Source organism: Streptomyces sp. NPDC002817, assembly GCF_053592055.1.
This window is the reverse complement of record NZ_JBSFUY010000001.1, coordinates 221,218-240,026: the sequence shown is the minus strand read 5'-3', so window position 1 is coordinate 240,026 and position 18,809 is coordinate 221,218. Positions and strand designations below refer to the sequence as shown.

Sequence of the window (18,809 nt, the reverse complement as noted above, 5' to 3'; positions counted from 1 at the left end):
AGCCGGAGGGGCGGATGACGGAGCTCACCGAACTGACCGCAGTACAGCTCGTCGACGGTTACCGCAAGGGCGAGTTCAGCCCCGTAGAGGTGACCCGGGCGGCCCTGGAGCGGGCCGAGCGGATCCAGCCGGAGGTGAACGCGTTCGTGCGGATCACCGCACAGGAGGCGCTCGCGCAGGCCCGGGAGTCGGCGGACCGCTGGCGGCGCGGTGAGCCCGCGGGGCTGGTCGACGGGGTGCCGGTCACGGTGAAGGACATCCTGCTGATGCGGGGCGCTCCGACCCTGAAGGGCTCCAAGGCGCTGTCGGAGAGGGGGCGTTGGGACGAGGACGCGCCCTCCGTGGCCCGGCTGCGTGAGCACGGCGCGGTGTTCCTGGGCAAGACGACGACCCCGGAGTTCGGCTGGAAGGGTGTCACGGACTCGCCGCTGTCCGGGGTCACCCGCAACCCGCACGACCCGTCACGCACCGCGGGCGGTTCCAGCGGTGGCGCGGCGGCGGCCGTGGCGCTCGGCGCGGGGCCGCTGGCGCTGGGCACGGACGGGGGCGGCAGTGTGCGCATCCCGGCGGCCTTCTGCGGGATCTTCGCGCTGAAGCCGACGTACGGGCGGGTGCCGCTGTATCCGGCGAGCGCGTTCGGCACGTTGGCGCATGTGGGGCCGATGGCACGGGACGCGGCCGACGCGGCGCTGATGCTGGACGTCATCGGGGCGCCGGACACGCGGGACTGGTCGGGGCTGGGGCCGAGTGCCGTTTCCCACCGGGGTGTTCTCCGGGAAGGCGTACGGGGTCTGCGGATCGCCTACTCCCCTTCCCTCGGCGGCCAGGTGCGGGTCCAGCCGGGGGTCTCGGCGGCGGTGCGGCGGGCGGTGGAACGGCTGGCCCGGCTCGGCGCGTACGTCGAGGAGACCGACCCCGACCTCACCGACCCGGTGGACGCCTTCCACACCCTGTGGTTCAGCGGGGCGGCTCGGGTGACCCAGCGTTTCGGGCCGTATCAGCGGGAGTTGCTGGATCCGGGGCTGCGGGAGATCTGCGGGCCGGGGGCGCGGTACAGCGCGCTGGACTATCTCGCCGCCGTCGACGTCCGTATGGACCTCGGGCGCCGGATGGGCCGTTTCCACGAGTCGTACGACCTGCTGGTGACGCCCACGGTGCCGATCACGGCTTTCGAGGCGGGCGCGGAGGTGCCGAAGGGCTCGGGGCATCGGCGGTGGACGGGGTGGACGCCGTTCACGTACCCCTTCAACATGACCCAGCAGCCGGCCGCGTCCGTCCCGGTGGGCGTGGACGGCGACGGACTGCCGGTGGGACTGCAGATCGTGGCCGCCCGGCACCGGGACGATCTGGTGTTGCGGGCGGCTCATGCGCTGGACGGGGTCACACCCTCCGGAAGCTGAGCGTCTCCCCCGACGCCCCCGACCGCCAGAGGTCGTTGCACCCCTCGGCCAGCTCCGCCAGGCCCTCCACCACCTGCCCCCAGACGATGCCGGGCACCCAGCCCACGTCGCCGTTGAGGAGCAGGTTGTTGCGCTCGTAGAAGAGGGCCAGGTCGACCACTGTCGTGCCCGGGCGGACCTCGCGGTCGTAGCCGTAGGACTTGGTGCCCAGTTCCGTACCCGCGAAGGAGAAATAGCAGAGATCTCCCGGGATGGGGGTGACTGTCGGATTTTCCAGGGGTGGCTCCGATTTCGCGAAAGGCGGGAAAAGGGCGTAGATCTCGTTGCGGGCGTATTTCGCGTGATAGACGTCGCCGGCGAGCGGGAGGGAATCCCAGACGGCCGCGCAGGTGATCGGCGCACGATCGTCCAGCAGCTTCGCCGTACCGGTGATCCCCCGCTTGACCAGCGAGACTTCGATGTAGCGGTCAGCCATACGTTCCATGGTCCCCCGCCGGTCAAGAGCGCCTCGGTCGGGATCGGGCTCAAATCGACCGGCATAAGTCGCATCCGGTCGGGTAGCCGCGCCGCCATGGCTCCACCGATACGAAACGACATTCGAAACGACGTTCGGACCGACAGAAGCATCCCCGGAACCACCCGCCGATCGCTGCTCGCGGGGGTGGCGGCGCTCGGTGCGCTGGGGGCCGCGGGCTGCTCGCGGGTGGCCACGGTTTCGACGACGGACGGCGGTGATCTGCTCGAACGCCTCAGGGCGGCAGGTGTCGTACGGCTGGGCATAGCCGGCGAGATCCCCTTCGGCTACATCGACAAGGACGGCGAGCTGACCGGCGAGGCGCCCGAGCTCGCGAAGGCCATCTTCAAGCGGCTGGGCGTCGACCGCGTACAGCCCGTGCCCACCGAGTTCGGGTCGCTCATCCCCGGACTGAACTCACAGCAGTTCGATGTGGTCGCCGCCGGGATGTACGTGAATCCGGAGCGCTGTGAGCAGGTCATCTTCGCCGACCCGGACTATCAGATGCTCGATTCGTTCATCGTGCGCAAGGGCAATCCCAAAGGGCTGCACGACTACAAGGACGTCGTCGGGAAGAAGGCCAGGTTCGCCACCGGGACCGGGTATGCCGAGATCCAGTACGCCGTCGACGCGGGGTACAAGGAGAGCGACATCCTGATCGTCCCGGACCAGGTCGCGGGGCTGAACGCCGTCGAGGCCGGGCGGGCCGATGTCTTCGCCGGTACGGCGCTCACCACCCGCGAGGTCGTCAAGAAGTCCGCCAAGACCGAGGCCACCAAGGCCTTCGCGCCCCTCGTGGACGGCAAGCCGCACGTCGACGGGGGCGCGTTCGCGTTCCGGCCGACCGAGACGAAGCTGCGGGACGCCTTCAACGTGGAGCTGCGGAAGCTGAAGAAGAGCGGGGAGCTGTTCCGGATCCTGCGGCCCTTCGGGTTCACGGAGGCCGAGATGACCGACCTCACCGCGAAGGAGCTGTGCGGCGGATGACCTCCGGACTGTGGGAACTCGTACTCAAGGGCGTGTGGACGACCGTCCAACTGCTCGTCTTCAGCGCGCTGCTGGCGGCCGCCGTCTCGTTCGTCGCCGGTGTCGCGCGCACCCATCGACTGTGGATCGTGCGCTTCCTCGCCGGCTTCTACACCGAGGTGTTCCGCGGGACCTCGGCGCTCATCATGATCTTCTGGGTGTACTTCGTGCTGCCGATCTCCTTCGGCTGGCAGCTGGTACCGATGTGGGCGGGCACGCTGGCCCTCGGGCTCACGTACGGCGCGTACGGCTCGGAGATCGTGCGCGGCGCCCTGAACGCGGTCGACCCGGCGCAGAAGGAGGGCGGTATCGCGCTCAGCTTCACGCCCTGGCAGCGGCTCAGGCTGATCCTGCTGCCGCAGGCGGTGCCGGAGATGATCCCGTCGTTCTCCAACCTGCTGATCGAGCTGCTCAAGGGCACCGCGCTGGTGTCGATCATCGGCATGGGCGACCTGGCGTTCAGCGGCAACCTGGTGCGCCTCGCGCTTCAGGAGAGCCAGGAGATCTACACGTATCTGCTGGTCATCTACTTCGTGATCGCCTTCGCTCTCACCCGGCTGATGCGCGGCCTGGAGAAGAAGCTGAAGTCGGGGGTCGGCAAGGAACCGGAGCGCGGGGTGACCGCACGCGAGCTGAAGCGGGCCGAGACGACGGGCGTCGGAGGTGGTGTCGCATGAAGTGGGACTGGGGAGCGGTCGGCGACTTCATGCCGCAGTTCTGGGACGGTCTGCTGGTCACCCTGCAGGCGCTGGCGCTGGGCTCGGTGATCTCCTTCGCGCTGGGCCTGGTGTGGGCGCTGCTGATGCGGGCGCCGACCCGGTGGGTGACCTGGCCGGTGGGCGCGGTCACCGAGTTCATCCGGAACACCCCGCTGCTGGTGCAGCTGTTCTTCCTCTTCTACGTGCTGCCCGAGTGGGGCCTGGCGTTCTCGGCGCTGACCACCGGCGTCTTCGCGATCGGCCTGCACTACTCGACGTACACGATGCAGGTCTACCGGGCCGGCATCGAGGCGGTGCCCGTCGGCCAGTGGGAGGCCGCGACGGCACTGAACCTGCCGGTGACCAGGACGTGGCGGGTGGTGATCCTGCCGCAGGCGATCCGCCGGGTCGTCCCCGCGCTGGGCAACTACGTCATCGCCATGCTCAAGGACACGCCGCTGCTGATGGCGATCACCGTCCTCGACATGCTCGGTCAGGCGCGGCTCTTCTCCCAGGAGCACTTCCAGTTCACCGAGCCTCTGACCGTGATCGGCGTGGCCTTCATCCTCATCGCCTATCTGGCCTCCCTCCTCGTGCGAGCCCTGGAGCGTCGTCTTGTCCACTGACATCGAGCAGACCCCCGACATGAACCCCGCCGACAAGCGGCCCGACGGCGAGCTGATCCGCCTGGAGCAGGTCACCAAGCGGTTCGGGGACAACACCGTCCTGGACCATCTGGACTTCTCCGTCGAGGCCGGCAAGCACGTCACCCTCATCGGGCCGTCCGGGTCGGGCAAGACCACGATCCTGCGGCTTCTGATGACGCTGACCAAGCCCGACGAGGGGATCATCACCGTCGACGGGCAGCAGCTGTTCCCGGCGCCGGAGAAGCAGGTCCGCGAGGTCCGCAAGCAGATCGGGATGGTGTTCCAGCAGTTCAACCTGTTCCCGAACATGTCGGCGCTCAGGAACATCACCGAGGCGCCCGTCACCGTGCTCGGCATGTCCAAGGACGAGGCGGAGGAGCGCGCCCGGGACCTCCTCGACCTGGTGGGCCTGGCCGACAAGTACGACGCCCGTCCCTCCCAGCTCTCCGGCGGGCAGCAGCAGCGGGTGGCGATCGCGCGGGCGCTGGCGATGCGGCCGAAGGTGCTGCTGCTGGACGAGGTGACCTCCGCGCTGGACCCGGAGCTGGTCGCGGGCGTCCTGGACGTGCTCCGGGACATCGCCCGCACCACCGACATCACGATGCTCTGTGTGACCCACGAGATGAATTTCGCCCGGGACATCTCGGACCAGGTCCTGATGTTCGACTCCGGGCGGATCATCGAGTCAGGTCCGCCGGAGAAGATCTTCAGCGAGCCGTCGAAGGACCGGACGCGGGAATTTCTCAGCGCGGTGCTCTGACTACAAGAAGTGAAGGGCCCGATGTGCGAGGTCCAACAGCTGGGTCATGACTTTGGCATATGCCAACGGGTCAGCGTCCCTGCTGAGAGGGATGAAATCTCGTCAACAGGCCCTCACTTCAAGCCTCTTGCCCGTTATCGTAGAGAGGATTCGCTGTCCGGATTACGGCCCAGTAGAGCGCAGGGGGAACACCGTGGCGCTGAAGCACGAGCCGACCGCGCCGTACCACTCGGCCCAGGACGCCCTTCGGGTCCTGGAGGCCGTGGCGCGGCACACCACCGGAGTCACCGACACCGAGCTCGCCAAGCAGACCGCCATCGACCCGGAGCGCCTGACCACGCTCCTGCTGATGCTGCGCCGCGAGGGCTACGTCGAGCAGGTCGCCGACGGCGCGTACGTCACGGGGGACGCGCTGACCCGCCTCGGCTCCGCGCACGACCGCGAGCAGGCCCTTCGCGAGACACTCCAGCGCACGCTGGACCGACTGCGCGACTCGGTCGGCGCGGCCGTCTATCTCAGCCGTTACGTGGACGGCGAGGTCACCATCACCCAGTACGCGGACGGGCCCACGACCCCGGTGGTCAACGAGTGGGTCGACTTCCGCTACTCCGCCCACGCCACCGCGCTCGGCAAGAGTCTGCTGGGCCAGCTGGACAACAACAGCCGCCGCGACCACCTCTCCCGGCACAAGATGGCCCGCCTCACCTCGCGGACCATCACCAGCGACAAGCTGCTGCTGTCCCGTCTGGAGTCCCAGCCGCCGACGGTGCCCCACCTCGACCTCCAGGAGTACGCGGTGGGCACGGTCTGCGCGGCCGTCCCGGTCACGGCGGGCTCATCGGTGGGCTGTCTGGCCCTCTCACTCCCGGTCGAGCACGCCCACCGGCTCCGCCAGGCGGCGGACGCCCTGAACAGGAACGCGGCGCCGGTACTGCTCAGCCTCGCCATCTGAGCACCACCCACCGGTGGTCAAAAGCACGCCTCAGGACCGGGTAGTATTTTCTTCGTCGCCAGCCGCGAAGCAAGAAAATGCAGCTGGCGAGAGTCATGCGCCGCTAGCTCAGTTGGTTAGAGCAGCTGACTCTTAATCAGCGGGTCCGGGGTTCGAGTCCCTGGCGGCGCACTTCAGAAGGGCCTCTCGTGGGAGCGAGGGGTCCTTCGATGTCTTTGGGGGTCAGCTTGCGGTAGGCCCGCTCGCCGGGCGGGCGCCACCAGACCGGATCGGTGCACCGGAAGCCCTCTCTCCGCAGCAGTGCCCGGTGGATCTTGTTCGTCGCCGTGACCGGCATCCGCTCCACGACCCGGAGGAACCGGGGCGCCATCTTCGTCCCGAGGTCGGGCTGCGCGGCCAGGAACGCGGCGAACCCCTCCGGTTCGAAGTTCCCCGAGACCGCCGCCATCACCTGGTCCCCGGTCACCGGATCCGGCACCGCGTACACGGCTACGGCGCCGGCGCCCTCGTATCGCGCCAGGATGTTCTCGATCATCGCGGCGGCCAGGTTCTCGCTGTCGACGCGCAGCCGGTCGTCCGTACGGCCCGCGAAATAGAGGTAGCCGTCGGAGTCCCGGCAGAACAGGTCCCCCGTCCAGTACCAGCCGTCCCGCCGCCGCTCCCCCTCCGCCTCCGGATTCCGCCAGTACCCCTCGAAGGGGTTCGGCCCCTGGTTGACCAGCTCCCCGATCGCCTCGTCCCCGTTGAGCAGCTGCCCGGCCGCGTCGAACAGGGCCGCCGGACACTCCTTGCACGACTCCGGATCGAGTACGACGAGCCCGGGCCCCGCCCGTCCGACCGCACCGGACGGCGTGCCGGGCGACCACTGCACGGCCGCCCCGCCCTCCGACGACCCGTACCCCTCCACCAACCGCACCCCGAACCGCCGCTCGAAGGCCGCGGCGTCCACGGCCCCGGCCTCGGTGCCGAAGCCCGTGCGGAGCGGGTTGTCCCGGTCGTCGTCGCGCTCCGGGGTGGCGAGGAGGTACTGCACGGCCCGGCCCACATACGTGAAGTACGTCGCCCGGTAGCGCCGTACGTCCGCCAGGAACCCCGACGCCGAGAACCGCCGCCGCAGCGCGACCCCCGCCCCGGCCGCGACCGCGGGCGCCCAGTCGGCGATCACCGCGTTGCCGTGGAACATCGGCATGCAGATGTAGTGGACGTCGTCGGGCCGGACCCCGAACTGGTCGGCCAGCGAGCGCCCCGCCGCGGCCAGTCGGCCCTGTGTGCAGATCGCGGCCTTGGGGGCGCCGGTGGAGCCCGAGGTGAAGTAGAGGAGGAGGCGGTCGCTCGGGGCGGCGGCGGAGGCGTCCGGCCGGGCGTCCGCGTACGGCGCGAGCAGGGCGTCGTACTCCTCGGTGCCGGTCACCAGCAGCTGGACACCCGGTAGTTCGAGGTCCTCCAGCAGAGGCAGCTGGGCCGGCTCGGTGACCAGGACGCGGCATTCGGTGTGCAGGATGTCGCGGGCCAGTTCGGGGCCGCGACGGGTGGGGTTGATGCCGGCGACGGCGGCGCGGGCGAGGGCGGCCGCGCTCAACCAGAGGGGGTATTCAGGGGTGTTGTCGAGGAGGACGCCGATATGGGCGCCCGGCGGCAGCAGGTCGGTCAGCAGCGCCGCCCGGGCCGCGGCGGCGGCCGCGACCTGGTGATGGGTGAGCGTCCGTTCCTCGAACCACAGCCCCGGCCGGTGGTCGTCCCACCGGGCGGCGACGAGTTCCGCGACCGTGTGCCTGTTGGACTCCATGGCGGCGCACGGTAGTTGATGGACCGTCAGATGTGGATAGCCACGGGGACACGGGTCACGGGGTCAGCGTCACGCCGTCCACGACGACGGTGTTGCTGGTGTCGTCGCCGTCGTCGCCGAAGCCGAACCCGTCGGACATCGCGTGAAACGTGACCATGAAGCCGACGCAGAACACCACGAACACCCCGAGGAACGCCAGGATGCCCACGGTGGACGCCGCCAGCCTGCCACGCTGCGGCGGCTTGGCCGTGGCGACCACGTTCTGGCCCTCGGCGTAGTGGATGGTGACGAAGTCGCCCTCGAGGTTGGTCGCCGGCCCGTTCTCCTCCTCGAAGCGGATCGTGCGGCCGTCGCGGGCGGTGAACTCGTAGACATGGTGCAGCGTGGTGCTCACGGACGAGTCACCACCGCCGCCGTGCATCGTCGTGAACACCCGCAGACAGCGCCCCTCGGCCGTCAGCCCGCTGTTCCAGGCGCTGCGGATCTGCAGCGAGCGCCGCAGCACCCGGTAGGACAGGTAGAGGACCCCGGCCAGCATGAGGCTGGGTACGAGGTAGAAGAGGACGTCCATGGTGCTTCCCCCGGTCAGAGTGCTGATCGTGGAGGGAACGTACCCGCCCGGAGTGCCGGACTGTCTCAAGTAAGGCTCAGAGTTCCGGCACGGTCGTCCAGGCGTACAGGATCGCGATGACGGCCGCCCCGATGAAGAACAGTCCGAACACCATGCCCGCCGTGTCCTTGCCGGGCTGCGGCTCGGACGCGGTGGCCTTCTCGGGGTCGGCGGGGGTGTAGTACACGAGGACCTCCTCGCCGCTGTCGCGGTCCCGGGGGCCGCCGCTCTCCTTGAAGCGGACCGCGAGGCCGTCGCCGGTGGTGTAGTCGTACTCGTGCCACTGCACGCGCCGGGCCACGTCGTTGACCATCTGGGTCGTGGCCCAGGCGCGCACCACCCTCGCCCGGGCGGTCAGTCCGCTCTCCCAGGCGGCTCGCCGCTCCCTGGTCCGGCGTACGAGTGCGTACCCGCCCCAGACCAGGAGGGCGATCATCAGGGGCATCACTATGTTGAAGTAGGGATTCACGGAACGCGGACCCTACCGGAGTCGATCAGAAGGTGACGTCCGAGCAGGCGTAGAACGCGTTGCCGGTGTCCGCGATCGTCCATACCGCGAGGATCACGTGGTGGCCGCTCAGGCCCGACGGCAGGGTGCCGCTGTGCGAGAGGGTGGCCGGGGGCTGCTGGCTGTTGTACGGGACCGTGAGGAACGGGGTCAGGTTGAGGTCGGAGCGGGCCAGGTTGTGGTTCTGGTTCCAGCCCGCCTTCGTGACGTAGTACTTGAAGTCCGTGGTGGCGTGGCGTGCGGTGAACTGCCAGCGGAACGTGTAGCTCTGACCGCCCGTCACCCTGGTGGTGGGCCAGGCGCCGCCCGAGGGGGTCTTCGGCGAGCTGAGCTGGCTGAACCGGCTCAGGCCGCCGCCGCATATCGTCCCGTCGGCCGGGCCGGACCCGGGGAAGCCCTTGGTGCCCTCGACGCTCTGCGGCTCCCACTGGATGTCGCCGCAGTTGGTCACGGTGCCGTTCTGACAGAGCTTCTGCCGGCTGATGGGGAGGTCGGTGTAGCCGTGTCCGCTCGCGCCGCCGGAGGAGAGCACGAGGGCTCCGGCCGTGCTGAGGCCCAGCACGGCGGCGTACCACTTGGTCTTTTTGCGCATGCTGCCGCTCCCTGGAGAACGTGGGGGAAGTTCAGTGAGCCGTGCAGGTCTAGACCAAGTCCCAGATTATTGCCGTTACTTGAGCATGTCCAGACCAATCACTGCCCCGTCTCCCCGCGCCCCGCGCAGAACGCCACCGTCAAGTCCTTGACCAGCGCCTTGCGTTCGTAGTCGTCCAGTTCCACCAGGCCCCGCATGGTCAGCCGGGTCACCGTGTCCTCCACCGAGTCCACGACCGACGTCAGCACGCTCGACCGGTGCTGGGCGTCCAGCGCGGCGATCCGGCGGCGGTGCATCGCGGGGGCGACCTCGGGGGCGTACTCGACGCGCACCGGCTGCACCGAGAACACCTCCAGGCCGACCGGCCCCGCGTCCGCCGCAACCAGCCGGGTCAGCGCGTCCGTCGCCGAGTCCACCGATGCCCTGGCCGAGCCCGGCGGCTCCACCGGCACCCGCGCCAGCGCCGCCTCCACGCACTCGCGCAGATACGTCTCGTGGTCCTCGACCCCCAGCGTGGCCCGCGCGGTGTCCCGCACCCGCCACACCACGAGGACGACCACCCGCAGCGCGACCCCGTTGCCGTCGGCGGCCGGCATCGGCTCACTGCGCCAGTGCCGCAGCCGGACATCGACCCGGCGGCGCAGCAGCAGCGGGTTGACCCACATCAGGCCGGTGCGCCGGACCGTGCCCCGGTAGCGGCCGAAGAGGCCGAGCACCCAGGCCCGCCCGGTCCGCCCGCGCGCCAGCCCGCCGAAGCCGAACAGGCTCAGGGCACCGGCCCCGGCGTACGCGGCCCACTGGACGGGACCGAGCCCGGCCCCGGCGTACTCCGGCAGCCGCAGCGCCTCCACCGCGAGCGGCGGGAGCACGCCCGCCCACCACGAGGTGGCCACGCACCCGGCCATACCGCAGGTCCCGGCGAGCACCCCCGCCGAGCCGGGCAGCACCCGCGCGGGCCGCTCCACGAGGTCCGGGTCGACCTGGGCCGCGGGGCGCGGCTTGGCCGATACCGGGCGCCGGAAGCGCGGCTGTTCGCCGGTGCCCTGCCGGCGCCCCACGACCGCGGGGCCCAGCGGCAGCGGTGCCGGGTCCGGGTCGTCGCGGAACAGCAGATGGACGGGGATCTCGGTGGTCACCTCGTTCTGGATGAGCCGGACGGGCCGGGACGCGGTGGTCGTCTCGGCAGGCCCTTCGGGTTCCGGTGTCGATGAGGGGGTGTGGGAAGTGGTCGTGCTCATGCGTGCCTCCAGCCTCCGCGCCAGAAACGTCATGACAGTGGATGGGTTGTTGCGGGACAGCGGCCTATGCGAACAGCCGCCGCCAGGTCTCCGGCCCCGGATAGCCGTCCGCCGCGCCGCCCCGCCAGCCCTGGGTGCGCTGGAAGGCCTCCACGGCCCGGCGGTCCGCCTCGCCCCAGCGCGGACCGGGGCCGGTCGTGTAGTACTTGCCGAACCCCTTCTTCACCAGCTGCTTTCCGAGCAGGGTGACGTATTTGTTGCTGACGCCGGGCCGGAACATCGCCCGCCCCGGATAGCCGGACACCCCGTGCGAGGAGGGTGGCCCCGGTGCGGCGGGCGCGGTCGCCCCGGTCTTGATGTCCTTGCCCTGGCCCGTCGCCAGCAGTGTCCAGGTCTGCGACCCCGGCAGCCCGTCCGCGTCCCGGCCCTGCCAGCCCTGTGCCTGCTGGAAGGCCTGGGTGGCACGGCGGTCGGTGTCCGTCCAGCGGGGACCCGGGCCCGAGGTGTAGTAGCGCCCGGCACCGCGCTCCACGAGCATGCGGCCCAGCTCGGTGACGTACTTGTTGTTCGCTCCGGGGCCGAAGTAGGCGGCGCCGGGATACGGGGCGGCCTCCGTCGCCGACGGCTCGCTCGGCTTGTCGCTGCCCGCCGTGCCCGCCATCAGCCCCTTGTAGCGGTAGGCGGTGTAGCGGGCCGAGTTGCTCCAGTACGCGTACGGGGTGGCCTGCTTGCGGGCGCGCGGGCGAGTCTCCTCGTAGGCGATGTAGTAGGTGTGCGTGTAGTCCGTCCAGCCGCCGAAGATGACCACGTGCGAGCCCTTCTCGGGGTCCGCCGGATTGTGGAACAGCAGGATGTCGCCGGGCTGGAGGTCGTCCTTGGGAATCTTCACCCCGTACTGGTCGAGGCTGCCCGTCCACTCGTTGCCCGGCAGGTTCCAGGCCATCGAGACGAAGCCCGAGCAGTCCTGCCGGTAACCGTCGGACCAGTACTCCGACATGCTGTACGGGACCTGCGCGGCGACCCAGTTCTTGGCCCGCGTGATGATCTCGGCGCGGGTGGTGGCCGGTGTCTTGATCACCGCCGGTTTGCCGCCCGGGCCGTGCAGCGGGGTCTTGCCGCCCTGCGGAGTGTCGGGCTCGTCACCTGCGGGAACGCCGGGACGGGCGGGGTGGCTGGGGGCGTGCGGGGCGGCGAGGGCGGGGGCCGCGTGGCCGACGAGGACGGTGGAGGCGGCCGCGGCGAGAACGACCGCGCGGTGGGCCGCCGGGTGGTTGCCGGTGCGGGAATGCGGCAGTACGCGCCTCCAGTGAACGCATCCGGGGCAGTCGCAGTCGCTCATGGGATCGAATTCCTCGAATACCGGTTCCTTGAATCCCGGAGCCTCCATGCGATTCCCCTCACACTCCAGATGGAAATGTCCGCGACTGTGCACATTCATCAGTTTCTCAACTGTCTTCCCGACGCGCATGTTGACGGTCCGAATGATGTACGGCGACCGCTCCGCCCCAGGTGAGGCGGTCCGGGGCACTCCTAAACATCGGGTAGAGTTCTCCGGGTCAGCAGGCGCCGCTAGCTCAGTTGGTTAGAGCAGCTGACTCTTAATCAGCGGGTCCGGGGTTCGAGTCCCTGGCGGCGCACCGACAACGAAGGCCTCCCGCAAGCACGGGGGGCCTTCGTCATGGGCGGGCGAGATCTCTCCGGTGGCGCAGAGACGGCCGGGGGTCCGGGGGTTGCCCCCCGGGGGATGCAGCATCAGCGGGTCCGGGGTTCGAGTCCCTGGCGGCGCACCGACAACGAAGGCCTCCCGCAAGCACGGGGGGCCTTCGTCATGAGCGGGCGAGATCTCTCCGGTGGCGCAGAGGCGGCCGGGGGTCCGGGGGTTGCCCCCCGGGGGATGCAGCATCAGCGGGTCCGGGGTTCGAGTCCCTGGCGGCGCACCGACAACGAAGGCCTCTCACTCAGGTGGGGGGCCTTTCGTGTTGCGGGGGGCCGGGCGGGGGTTTACCGGGGCGGTCAAGTGGGTGATCCTTAGCGCGCGTTGGGGTCGAGGGGCGGCTCAGCGGGTGGGGGAATTGGCATGTTCAGGGTGGATCTGTTGGGCTCGGTGCGGGCGTACGGCGGGGGCGGTCCCGTCGACATCGGCGGCGCGCGGCTGCGGATGCTGCTCGCCCGGCTCGCTCTCGAAGCCGGCCGCCCGGTCTCCGTGGACTCCCTGGTGGACGGCCTGTGGGGCGAGCAGCCCCCGGCCGACGCGGCCAACGCGCTGCAGGCCCTGGTGTCCCGGCTGCGCAAGGCCCTGCGCGGCACCGGCACGGTGGACGCGGTTGCGGGCGGCTACCGGCTCTCCGTACAGGAAGAGGACGTGGACACGTACCGCTTCGAGGACCTGGCGGGCCGGGGCAGACACGCCCTCGCGGCAGGCCGGACCGAGGAGGCGGCACGGACGCTCACGGCCGCGCTGGGCCTGTGGCGGGGCGCGGCCCTCGCGGATGTGCTGGAGGCCCCGTTCGCGGGCGCGGCCGCCACCCGCCTCGACGAACTGCGGGCCGCGGCCGTCGAGGACCGCTTCGACGCCGAGCTGCGGGCAGGGCGGTACGCCGACGTCCTGGCCGACCTCGAGGCGGCGGGCGCCCGACGGCCGTTGAGCGAGCGCCTCGCGGGCCTGCGGATGCGTGCGCTGTCGGCGGCGGGCCGCCAGTCCGATGCCCTCGCCGTCTACGAGGACCTGCGCGGCAGGCTGGGCGACGAGCTCGGCGTCGACCCGTCGGCCGAGGTACGGGAGATCCATCTCGCGCTGCTGCGCGGCGAGTTGGAGCGTCCGGCGGCACGGCCCACGAACGCCCCGAGCCGGCTGCCGGCCCGGCTGACGAGCTTCGTCGGCCGCGACGGCGAACTGGACCGGCTCGCGGATCTGATGGGTTCGGCCCGTCTGGTGACCCTGGTCGGCCCGGGCGGCGCGGGCAAGACGCGGCTGTCCCTGGAGGCCGCGACGAGGGACACCGCACACGCCCGGGACCGCGTCCGCTTCGTGCCCCTCGCGGGTGTGAGCCGCCTCGACCAGTTGGCCGACGTGGTGCTCGGTGCGCTCAGTTCCACCGACGGCCGCCTGTACGAGGGCGGCGGGGCCCAGCAGGCCTCCGCGGTGGAGCGGACGGCGGAGCTCCTCGGCAGCGGCGACACCCTGCTCCTGATCGACAACTGCGAGCACGTCGTCGAGGCGGTCGCCGAGCTCGCCGATCAACTCCTCCTACGACTCCCCGAGTTGCGCATCCTCGCCACCAGCCGCGAACCTCTCGCCATCAACGGCGAGTCGCTGTTCCACCTCGGGCCCCTGGACGTCCCCACGGGGTCGCCCGAGCCGGCCGAGGCGATGGCGGCGGCCGCGGTCCGGCTGTTCGTGGACCGGGCCGCCGGGATCCGGCAGGAATTCGCCCTCGACGAGTCGAACCTGGACGCCGTCCTGGAGATCTGCCGCCGCCTGGACGGAATGCCGCTCGCCCTGGAGCTGGCCGCGGCCAAGCTGCGGTCGATGGGCGTGGAGCAGATCGCGCGCCGCCTCGACGACCGGTTCCGGCTGCTCTCCTCCGGCAGCCGGACGGCCCTGCCACGTCAGCGCACCCTGCTCGCGATGGTCGAGTGGAGCTGGGACCTGCTCGACGAACCGGAGCGGATCCTCGCCCGCAGACTGTCCGCCTTCCCCGGCGGGGCGACGCTCGCGGCCCTGGAAACGGTCTGCTCGGACCCGCAGCTGCCCGCCGACGACGTCCTCTACGTGCTCGGCGCACTGATCGAGAAGTCGCTGGTGCAGGAGGTCCGGGACGCCGACGGCGAGTCGCGCTACCGGATGCTGGACACCGTCCGCGCGTACGCGGCCCGGCGCCTGGCCGAGTCCGGCGACGACCTCACGGCCCGCTTCACGGCGTACCACCTGGCCCTGGCCCAGCGGCACGAACCGCTCCTGCGCACCGGCGCACAGCTGCGCGCCACCGCCGTCTTCGACAGCGAGCACGACAACCTCACGCACGCGCTGCGGCTCGTCCGGGACGCCGGGGACCGGGAGACGGCGGTGCGGTTCGGAGCCGCGATGTTCTGGTACTGGGGCATACGGGGGATGGGCAGCCGGCTCGAGACCCATCTGGCGGCCGTGGCCGACTCCGCCGCCGACCCGGCGGCCTTGGGCGGGGACTCGGCGGTGGACCGTGAGTTCCATCCCGCCGGGCTGCTCCTGCGGATGTCCCAGGTCGCCTTCGGCGGCGGTTCGCCGACGGCTGACGATCTGCTCGCCTCGTCCGATCCGTGGGTGCGGGCCAGCGCCCATCTCGCCCGGGACTTCGCGCTCACCGAGAAGGGCGACCTGGAGACCGGGGTGCCGTCGCGGATCGAGGCGCTGCGGGGCTTCGAGGCCGTGGGTGACCGGTGGGGGATCGTGCTCGCGCTGATGCCGATCGGCCGTGACCACTCCCTGCGCGGGGAGCACGACTCGGCCATCGCTACGTTCGAACGGGCCGTCGTCCTCAGCTCCGAACTGGGCACCGAGGACTACCTCTATCTCAGCAAGGCCCGCCTCGCCCGTGAGCGGCGGCGCAGCGGAGACCTCGACGGCGCGTTCCGTGATCTGCGCGCCGCACACCGCCAGGCCAGGGAGCGCGGCCAGCTGCGGCTGGAGGCCAACATCCTGGTCGGCCTCGCCAACGCGCACCGGATGTCGGGGGACGTGGACCAGGCGAACCGGACCCTGGACCACCTGGAGGCGCTGTCCCGCCGCCGCCCCGACCTCGCGGAACTCGCCCACGACCTGGTCGTCAGCACCCGCGTCGAGAACCACCTCGCCGAAGGCCGCGCCTCCGAGGCCCGGGCCCTGCTCCCCCGGGCGGCTGGCGCTCTCTTCGGTCAGGGCGCCGGGGCGGGCCTCGCCTGGGTCGCCGAACTCCTGGGCGGTCTGCGCACCCTGGAGGGCGCCCCGGCCGCCGGAGCGACCGCGTTCGGGATCAGTGAGGTCATGCGCGGCGCCTTCGACGCCGGGGAGCCGGAGCTCCAGGGGCATCGGAGGCGGATGGTCGAGGCGCTGGGCGAGGAGGGGTACCGCGCGGCGTACGGGACGGGGGCGGCCATGCCTCGGGCGGAGGCGCGGGACTGGCTGGAGCGGGAGGCGCTGGGGGTCCGGGCGGTGCGGGCTCCGGTGGGGGCGGAGTAGCACGACGACGGGGTGGGCGCCGCACGTGATGTGCGGCGCCCACCCCGTCGGGCACGGTCACCGGGTCAGCCGTTGTTCTTGCGGTAGGCGCGCATCGCCAGGGGCAGGAAGACCACGACCATGCCGGCCATCCACGCCAGGCTGCCCGCCAGGGGTGAGGCGACCGCGCCGTCGCCGAGGAGGCCTCGGGTGGTGTCGGCCATGAGGGAGACGGGGTTGACGTCGGACCAGGCGCGGAGCCAGCCGGACATGTCGTCGGCGGGGACGAAGACGTTGCTGGCGAAGGTGAGGGGCAGCACCAGGATGGTCATCAGGCCCTGCACGGAACCGGGGGTCTTGGCCACCATGCCGAGCCACACCGACATCCAGGAGAAGGACATCGCGAAGGCGATGAGCAGACCGAGGGCGGCGAGCGCGGCCGGCACGGTGGTGTCGGGGCGGTATCCCATGATCAGCGCGAGGACGACCAGGGTGCCCAGGCACACGGCGTAGCGGACGAAGTCGGCGAGCACGGCGCCGATCAACGGGGCCGAGCGGGCGATCGGCATGGAACGGAACCGGTCGAAGATCCCGGTGCTCGCGTCCGCGTTGAGGGAGACCCCGATGCCGATGCTGGCCTGGAACACGGTCATCACCATGACGCCGGGGACGATCAGCTGCACGTAGGCGTCCTGGTCGCCGCCGGAGATCGCCTTGCCGAAGAGGTAGACGAACATCAGCAGGGAGATGACCGGGGTCAGGACCACGTCGACCAGTTGGAGCGGGGAGCGCAGGAACTTGGTGGCGCCCCGCCCGGCCAGGGCCAGGCTGTGGTGGAGCGTGGGCACGAGACCGATCCGGGCCGGCTTGGCGGGGGCGGACAGCGCGGCGGTGTCGGGAGTGGTGAGGATGTCGGTGGCCATGACGGTGGAGTCCTTCCGGGTGGGGAGAGGCGGGGGTCAGACGGCGGCCGGTTCGGTGGCGGCCACGGCGGGTGCGTGGCCGGTCAGGGCGAGGAACACCTCGTCCAGGCTGGGCAGCCGCAGCCCGAGCTCGTCGGCCGAGATGCCGGCGCCGTCGAGCCGGCGGGCGACCGCGGAGACCAGCAGCGGCTCGTCGGCCGGCACGGTCAGCACGCCCGACTCCTCGGCCGCGGCATGCCCGGACAGCTCGGCCAGGATCGCGGCCACCTGGGGGACGTCGGCCGGCACGGTCGGGCGGACCTGAAGGATCTGTCCGCCGACACGGCGCTTGAGCTCCCCGGGCCGGCCCTCGGCGACCTTGCGGCCCTTGTCGAACACCGTGATGGAGTCGGCGAGCTGGTCGGCCTCCTCCAGGTACTGCGTGGTGAGCAGGACCGTGGAGCCGTCCGCGACCAGCCCCTTGACCACGTCCCAGACCTCCTGGCGGGCGTGCGGGTCGAGTCCGGTGGTGGGCTCGTCCAGGAAGAGGATCCGAGGCCGGCCCACCAGGCTCGCGGCCAGATCGAGCCGGCGGCGCATACCGCCGGAGAAGGTGGCGATGGGGCGCTTGGCGGCTTCGGTGAGCGAGAAGTTCTCCAGGAGCGCCGCGGCCCTGGTCCTCGCGTCCCGCCGGGACAGACCGAGCAGCCGGCCGATCAGGACCAGGTTCTCGGCGCCGGACAGCGTCTCGTCCACCGAGGCGTACTGGCCGGTCAGCCCGATCAGCTGCCGTACCCGCACCGGGTCCTTGGCGATGTCGTGCCCGCCGATGGTCGCGTGGCCCGCGTCGGGCCGCAGCAGCGTGGCCAGGATGCGCACGGTGGTGGTCTTGCCTGCACCGTTGGGGCCAAGGACGCCGACGACCTTGCCGGCCGGGACCTCCAGGTCCACCCCGTCCAGGGCGGTGAAGTCCCCGTACTTCTTGACCAGCCCCTCGGCGCGGATCGCGTAGGACATCTCAACTCCTCGTCAGCTGTCTGCCGTTCTCGATGAGCAGGACTCTGCAGGGCGGCGCTGACAGACCGCGGACATCCCGCTGACAGAGCCGGCGGGCGCGCTGACAGGACGTGCGGGGGCTGTCAGGACCGACGGGAGGTGTCGGCGGAGGGGCAGGAAACCCCAGGTCACAAAAGTCCCTCGGGCGAACGGGGCGCTTCCTGGCCGTTTGGCCGGATACCCTCTCGCCCATGGCAGCTCGTGACCTCCAGGAGCGGATCAAGCGGCTCATCCTCGACGAGCGGCCGGCCTCGGGAGCGCCGCTGCCCACCGAGCCCGAGCTGATGGAGTACCTGGGGGCGAGCCGGAACTCGGTGCGCGAGGCGCTCACGGCGTTGCAGGCGCTGGGGATCGTGGAGATCCGGCACGGGTTCGGGACGTTTGTCGGACCGATGTCCCTGGCGCCGACGGTCGAGGGGCTCGTGTTCCGTACGGTCGCCGGGCATTACCGGGGCGAGGACTCGCTGCTGCAGTTGCTGGAGCTCCGGGAGGCGGTGGAGACGGGGCTCGTACCGCGGCTCGCGGGACGGCTGCCGCCGGCCGATCTCGTTGAACTGGACGGGCTCGTGAGCCGTATGGAACAACAGGCCGCGCAGGGAGACGACGGTCTGGCCGACACCGACCGAGCGTTTCACGCCACCTTGTACCGGGGTTTGGACAACGTGTTGTTGAGCGAGGTGCTGGAGGCGTTCCGGGACGCCTTCCACCGCGTACACACGGATCTCGGGGGTGTGCCGCGGGATCCGTGGATCACCTGCGGGCAGCACCGGGAGATCTTGGATGCGGTACGGTCCGGGGATGCGATACGGGCAGAGGGGGCTATACGGGAGCACTTCGGCAACATCCGTGCCCGACTGTCCACAACCTCCCCACAAGGCCCCCACAGGGGCCACAATGAACGCGTATGACCGGTAAACACCGCGTTTCGCATCTTGCGATCATGCCTG

At 70.9% G+C, this 18,809-nt stretch carries 17 protein-coding genes and 2 tRNA genes; 10 read left to right on the top strand and 9 right to left on the bottom strand.

The window, feature by feature from the left end:
* Positions 1-14 precede the first annotated feature (14 nt).
* Positions 15-1,400: an amidase gene (locus tag ACWD3I_RS01100; protein WP_365411086.1), complete on the top strand. Its 1,386-nt coding sequence runs from the start codon at positions 15-17 to the stop codon at positions 1,398-1,400.
* Here ACWD3I_RS01100 and ACWD3I_RS01095 read toward each other — a convergent pair.
* Positions 1,381-1,875, bottom strand: coding sequence for a DUF3830 family protein (locus ACWD3I_RS01095; protein WP_365411089.1), 495 nt, complete (start codon positions 1,873-1,875; stop codon positions 1,381-1,383). The two genes, ACWD3I_RS01100 and ACWD3I_RS01095, sit on opposite strands and share 20 nt — an antisense overlap.
* Before the next feature lie 96 nt (positions 1,876-1,971).
* On the opposite strand from ACWD3I_RS01095, the gene ehuB reads away from it, so the two are divergent.
* The 6 genes from ehuB (at position 1,972) to ACWD3I_RS01065 (ending at position 6,168) form a co-directional block, all read left to right on the top strand.
* Positions 1,972-2,901 (top strand): ectoine/hydroxyectoine ABC transporter substrate-binding protein EhuB, encoded by a 930-nt coding sequence (gene ehuB, locus ACWD3I_RS01090; RefSeq protein ID WP_451084001.1) that lies wholly within the window; start codon positions 1,972-1,974, stop codon positions 2,899-2,901.
* Positions 2,898-3,617, top strand: a complete 720-nt coding sequence (gene ehuC / locus ACWD3I_RS01085; RefSeq protein WP_365411095.1) for an ectoine/hydroxyectoine ABC transporter permease subunit EhuC — start codon at positions 2,898-2,900, stop codon at positions 3,615-3,617. The genes ehuB and ehuC overlap by 4 nt, the downstream gene beginning before the upstream one ends.
* Entirely contained in the window at positions 3,614-4,264 is a 651-nt protein-coding gene (gene ehuD, locus ACWD3I_RS01080) for an ectoine/hydroxyectoine ABC transporter permease subunit EhuD (protein ID WP_365411098.1), read from the top strand. The genes ehuC and ehuD overlap by 4 nt, the downstream gene beginning before the upstream one ends.
* A gap of 19 nt (positions 4,265-4,283) precedes the next feature.
* On the top strand, positions 4,284-5,045 hold the full coding sequence (gene ehuA, locus ACWD3I_RS01075) for an ectoine/hydroxyectoine ABC transporter ATP-binding protein EhuA (protein ID WP_365411125.1): 762 nt from the start codon (positions 4,284-4,286) through the stop codon (positions 5,043-5,045).
* A 193-nt stretch (positions 5,046-5,238) separates the two neighbouring features.
* The gene (locus ACWD3I_RS01070; RefSeq protein WP_365411101.1) at positions 5,239-5,997 is read left to right on the top strand and encodes an IclR family transcriptional regulator; all 759 of its coding nucleotides are present in this window, start codon (positions 5,239-5,241) and stop codon (positions 5,995-5,997) included.
* A gap of 97 nt (positions 5,998-6,094) precedes the next feature.
* Positions 6,095-6,168: transfer RNA gene (locus tag ACWD3I_RS01065), tRNA-Lys, on the top strand.
* Here the strand turns inward: ACWD3I_RS01065 and ACWD3I_RS01060 are convergent.
* The 6 genes from ACWD3I_RS01060 to ACWD3I_RS01035 all read right to left on the bottom strand — a co-directional run bounded on the left by ACWD3I_RS01060 (position 6,134) and on the right by ACWD3I_RS01035 (position 12,070).
* Positions 6,134-7,783, bottom strand: coding sequence for an AMP-binding protein (locus ACWD3I_RS01060; RefSeq protein WP_365411104.1), 1,650 nt, complete (start codon positions 7,781-7,783; stop codon positions 6,134-6,136). The two genes, ACWD3I_RS01065 and ACWD3I_RS01060, sit on opposite strands and share 35 nt — an antisense overlap.
* A 55-nt stretch (positions 7,784-7,838) precedes the next feature.
* Positions 7,839-8,354 carry a DUF3592 domain-containing protein gene (locus ACWD3I_RS01055; protein WP_365411107.1) on the bottom strand — a complete coding sequence of 172 codons (516 nt, stop codon included), beginning with the start codon at positions 8,352-8,354 and terminating at the stop codon, positions 7,839-7,841.
* Positions 8,355-8,430: 76 nt separating this feature from the next.
* Positions 8,431-8,862 carry a DUF3592 domain-containing protein gene (locus tag ACWD3I_RS01050; RefSeq protein WP_365411110.1) on the bottom strand — a complete coding sequence of 144 codons (432 nt, stop codon included), beginning with the start codon at positions 8,860-8,862 and terminating at the stop codon, positions 8,431-8,433.
* A 25-nt stretch (positions 8,863-8,887) separates the two neighbouring features.
* On the bottom strand, positions 8,888-9,493 hold the full coding sequence (locus ACWD3I_RS01045) for a lytic polysaccharide monooxygenase auxiliary activity family 9 protein (protein WP_365411113.1): 606 nt from the start codon (positions 9,491-9,493) through the stop codon (positions 8,888-8,890).
* 98 nt (positions 9,494-9,591) lie between these two features.
* Complete coding sequence (locus ACWD3I_RS01040; protein ID WP_365411116.1) at positions 9,592-10,731, bottom strand: SPFH domain-containing protein; 1,140 nt, start codon at positions 10,729-10,731, stop codon at positions 9,592-9,594.
* A 64-nt stretch (positions 10,732-10,795) separates the two neighbouring features.
* Positions 10,796-12,070 (bottom strand): peptidoglycan-binding protein, encoded by a 1,275-nt coding sequence (locus ACWD3I_RS01035; protein WP_365411119.1) that lies wholly within the window; start codon positions 12,068-12,070, stop codon positions 10,796-10,798.
* Positions 12,071-12,294: 224 nt separating this feature from the next.
* Between ACWD3I_RS01035 and ACWD3I_RS01030 the strand changes: the two genes are divergently transcribed.
* Positions 12,295-12,368: transfer RNA gene (locus ACWD3I_RS01030), tRNA-Lys, on the top strand.
* Between the two features lie 440 nt (positions 12,369-12,808).
* Positions 12,809-15,925, top strand: coding sequence for a BTAD domain-containing putative transcriptional regulator (locus ACWD3I_RS01025; protein ID WP_451084000.1), 3,117 nt, complete (start codon positions 12,809-12,811; stop codon positions 15,923-15,925).
* A gap of 65 nt (positions 15,926-15,990) precedes the next feature.
* On the opposite strand, the gene ACWD3I_RS01020 is transcribed toward ACWD3I_RS01025, so the two are convergent.
* Complete coding sequence (locus ACWD3I_RS01020) at positions 15,991-16,827, bottom strand: ABC transporter permease (RefSeq protein ID WP_365411895.1); 837 nt, start codon at positions 16,825-16,827, stop codon at positions 15,991-15,993.
* Between the two features lie 36 nt (positions 16,828-16,863).
* A complete protein-coding gene (locus ACWD3I_RS01015) occupies positions 16,864-17,823 on the bottom strand; it encodes an ATP-binding cassette domain-containing protein (RefSeq protein ID WP_365411898.1) in 960 nt (319 codons plus the stop codon).
* Between the two features lie 230 nt (positions 17,824-18,053).
* On the opposite strand from ACWD3I_RS01015, the gene ACWD3I_RS01010 reads away from it, so the two are divergent.
* A complete protein-coding gene (locus tag ACWD3I_RS01010; protein WP_365411901.1) occupies positions 18,054-18,770 on the top strand; it encodes a FadR/GntR family transcriptional regulator in 717 nt (238 codons plus the stop codon).
* Positions 18,771-18,809 lie beyond the last annotated feature (39 nt).

Bases quoted from the DNA above. Each gene is read 5' to 3' on its own strand.
- ACWD3I_RS01100 (WP_365411086.1), top strand. From the start codon at position 15: ATGACGGAGCTCACCGAACTGACCGCAGTACAGCTCGTCGACGGTTAC.
- ACWD3I_RS01095 (WP_365411089.1), bottom strand. From the start codon at position 1,875: ATGGCTGACCGCTACATCGAAGTCTCGCTGGTCAAGCGGGGGATCACC.
- ehuB (WP_451084001.1), top strand. From the start codon at position 1,972: ATGGCTCCACCGATACGAAACGACATTCGAAACGACGTTCGGACCGAC.
- ehuC (WP_365411095.1), top strand. From the start codon at position 2,898: ATGACCTCCGGACTGTGGGAACTCGTACTCAAGGGCGTGTGGACGACC.
- ehuD (WP_365411098.1), top strand. From the start codon at position 3,614: ATGAAGTGGGACTGGGGAGCGGTCGGCGACTTCATGCCGCAGTTCTGG.
- ehuA (WP_365411125.1), top strand. From the start codon at position 4,284: ATGAACCCCGCCGACAAGCGGCCCGACGGCGAGCTGATCCGCCTGGAG.
- ACWD3I_RS01060 (WP_365411104.1), bottom strand. From the start codon at position 7,783: ATGGAGTCCAACAGGCACACGGTCGCGGAACTCGTCGCCGCCCGGTGG.
- ACWD3I_RS01055 (WP_365411107.1), bottom strand. From the start codon at position 8,354: ATGGACGTCCTCTTCTACCTCGTACCCAGCCTCATGCTGGCCGGGGTC.
- ACWD3I_RS01045 (WP_365411113.1), bottom strand. From the start codon at position 9,493: ATGCGCAAAAAGACCAAGTGGTACGCCGCCGTGCTGGGCCTCAGCACG.
- ACWD3I_RS01040 (WP_365411116.1), bottom strand. From the start codon at position 10,731: ATGAGCACGACCACTTCCCACACCCCCTCATCGACACCGGAACCCGAA.
- ACWD3I_RS01035 (WP_365411119.1), bottom strand. From the start codon at position 12,070: ATGAGCGACTGCGACTGCCCCGGATGCGTTCACTGGAGGCGCGTACTG.
- ACWD3I_RS01025 (WP_451084000.1), top strand. From the start codon at position 12,809: ATGTTCAGGGTGGATCTGTTGGGCTCGGTGCGGGCGTACGGCGGGGGC.
- ACWD3I_RS01020 (WP_365411895.1), bottom strand. From the start codon at position 16,827: ATGGCCACCGACATCCTCACCACTCCCGACACCGCCGCGCTGTCCGCC.
- ACWD3I_RS01015 (WP_365411898.1), bottom strand. From the start codon at position 17,823: ATGTCCTACGCGATCCGCGCCGAGGGGCTGGTCAAGAAGTACGGGGAC.
- ACWD3I_RS01010 (WP_365411901.1), top strand. From the start codon at position 18,054: ATGGCAGCTCGTGACCTCCAGGAGCGGATCAAGCGGCTCATCCTCGAC.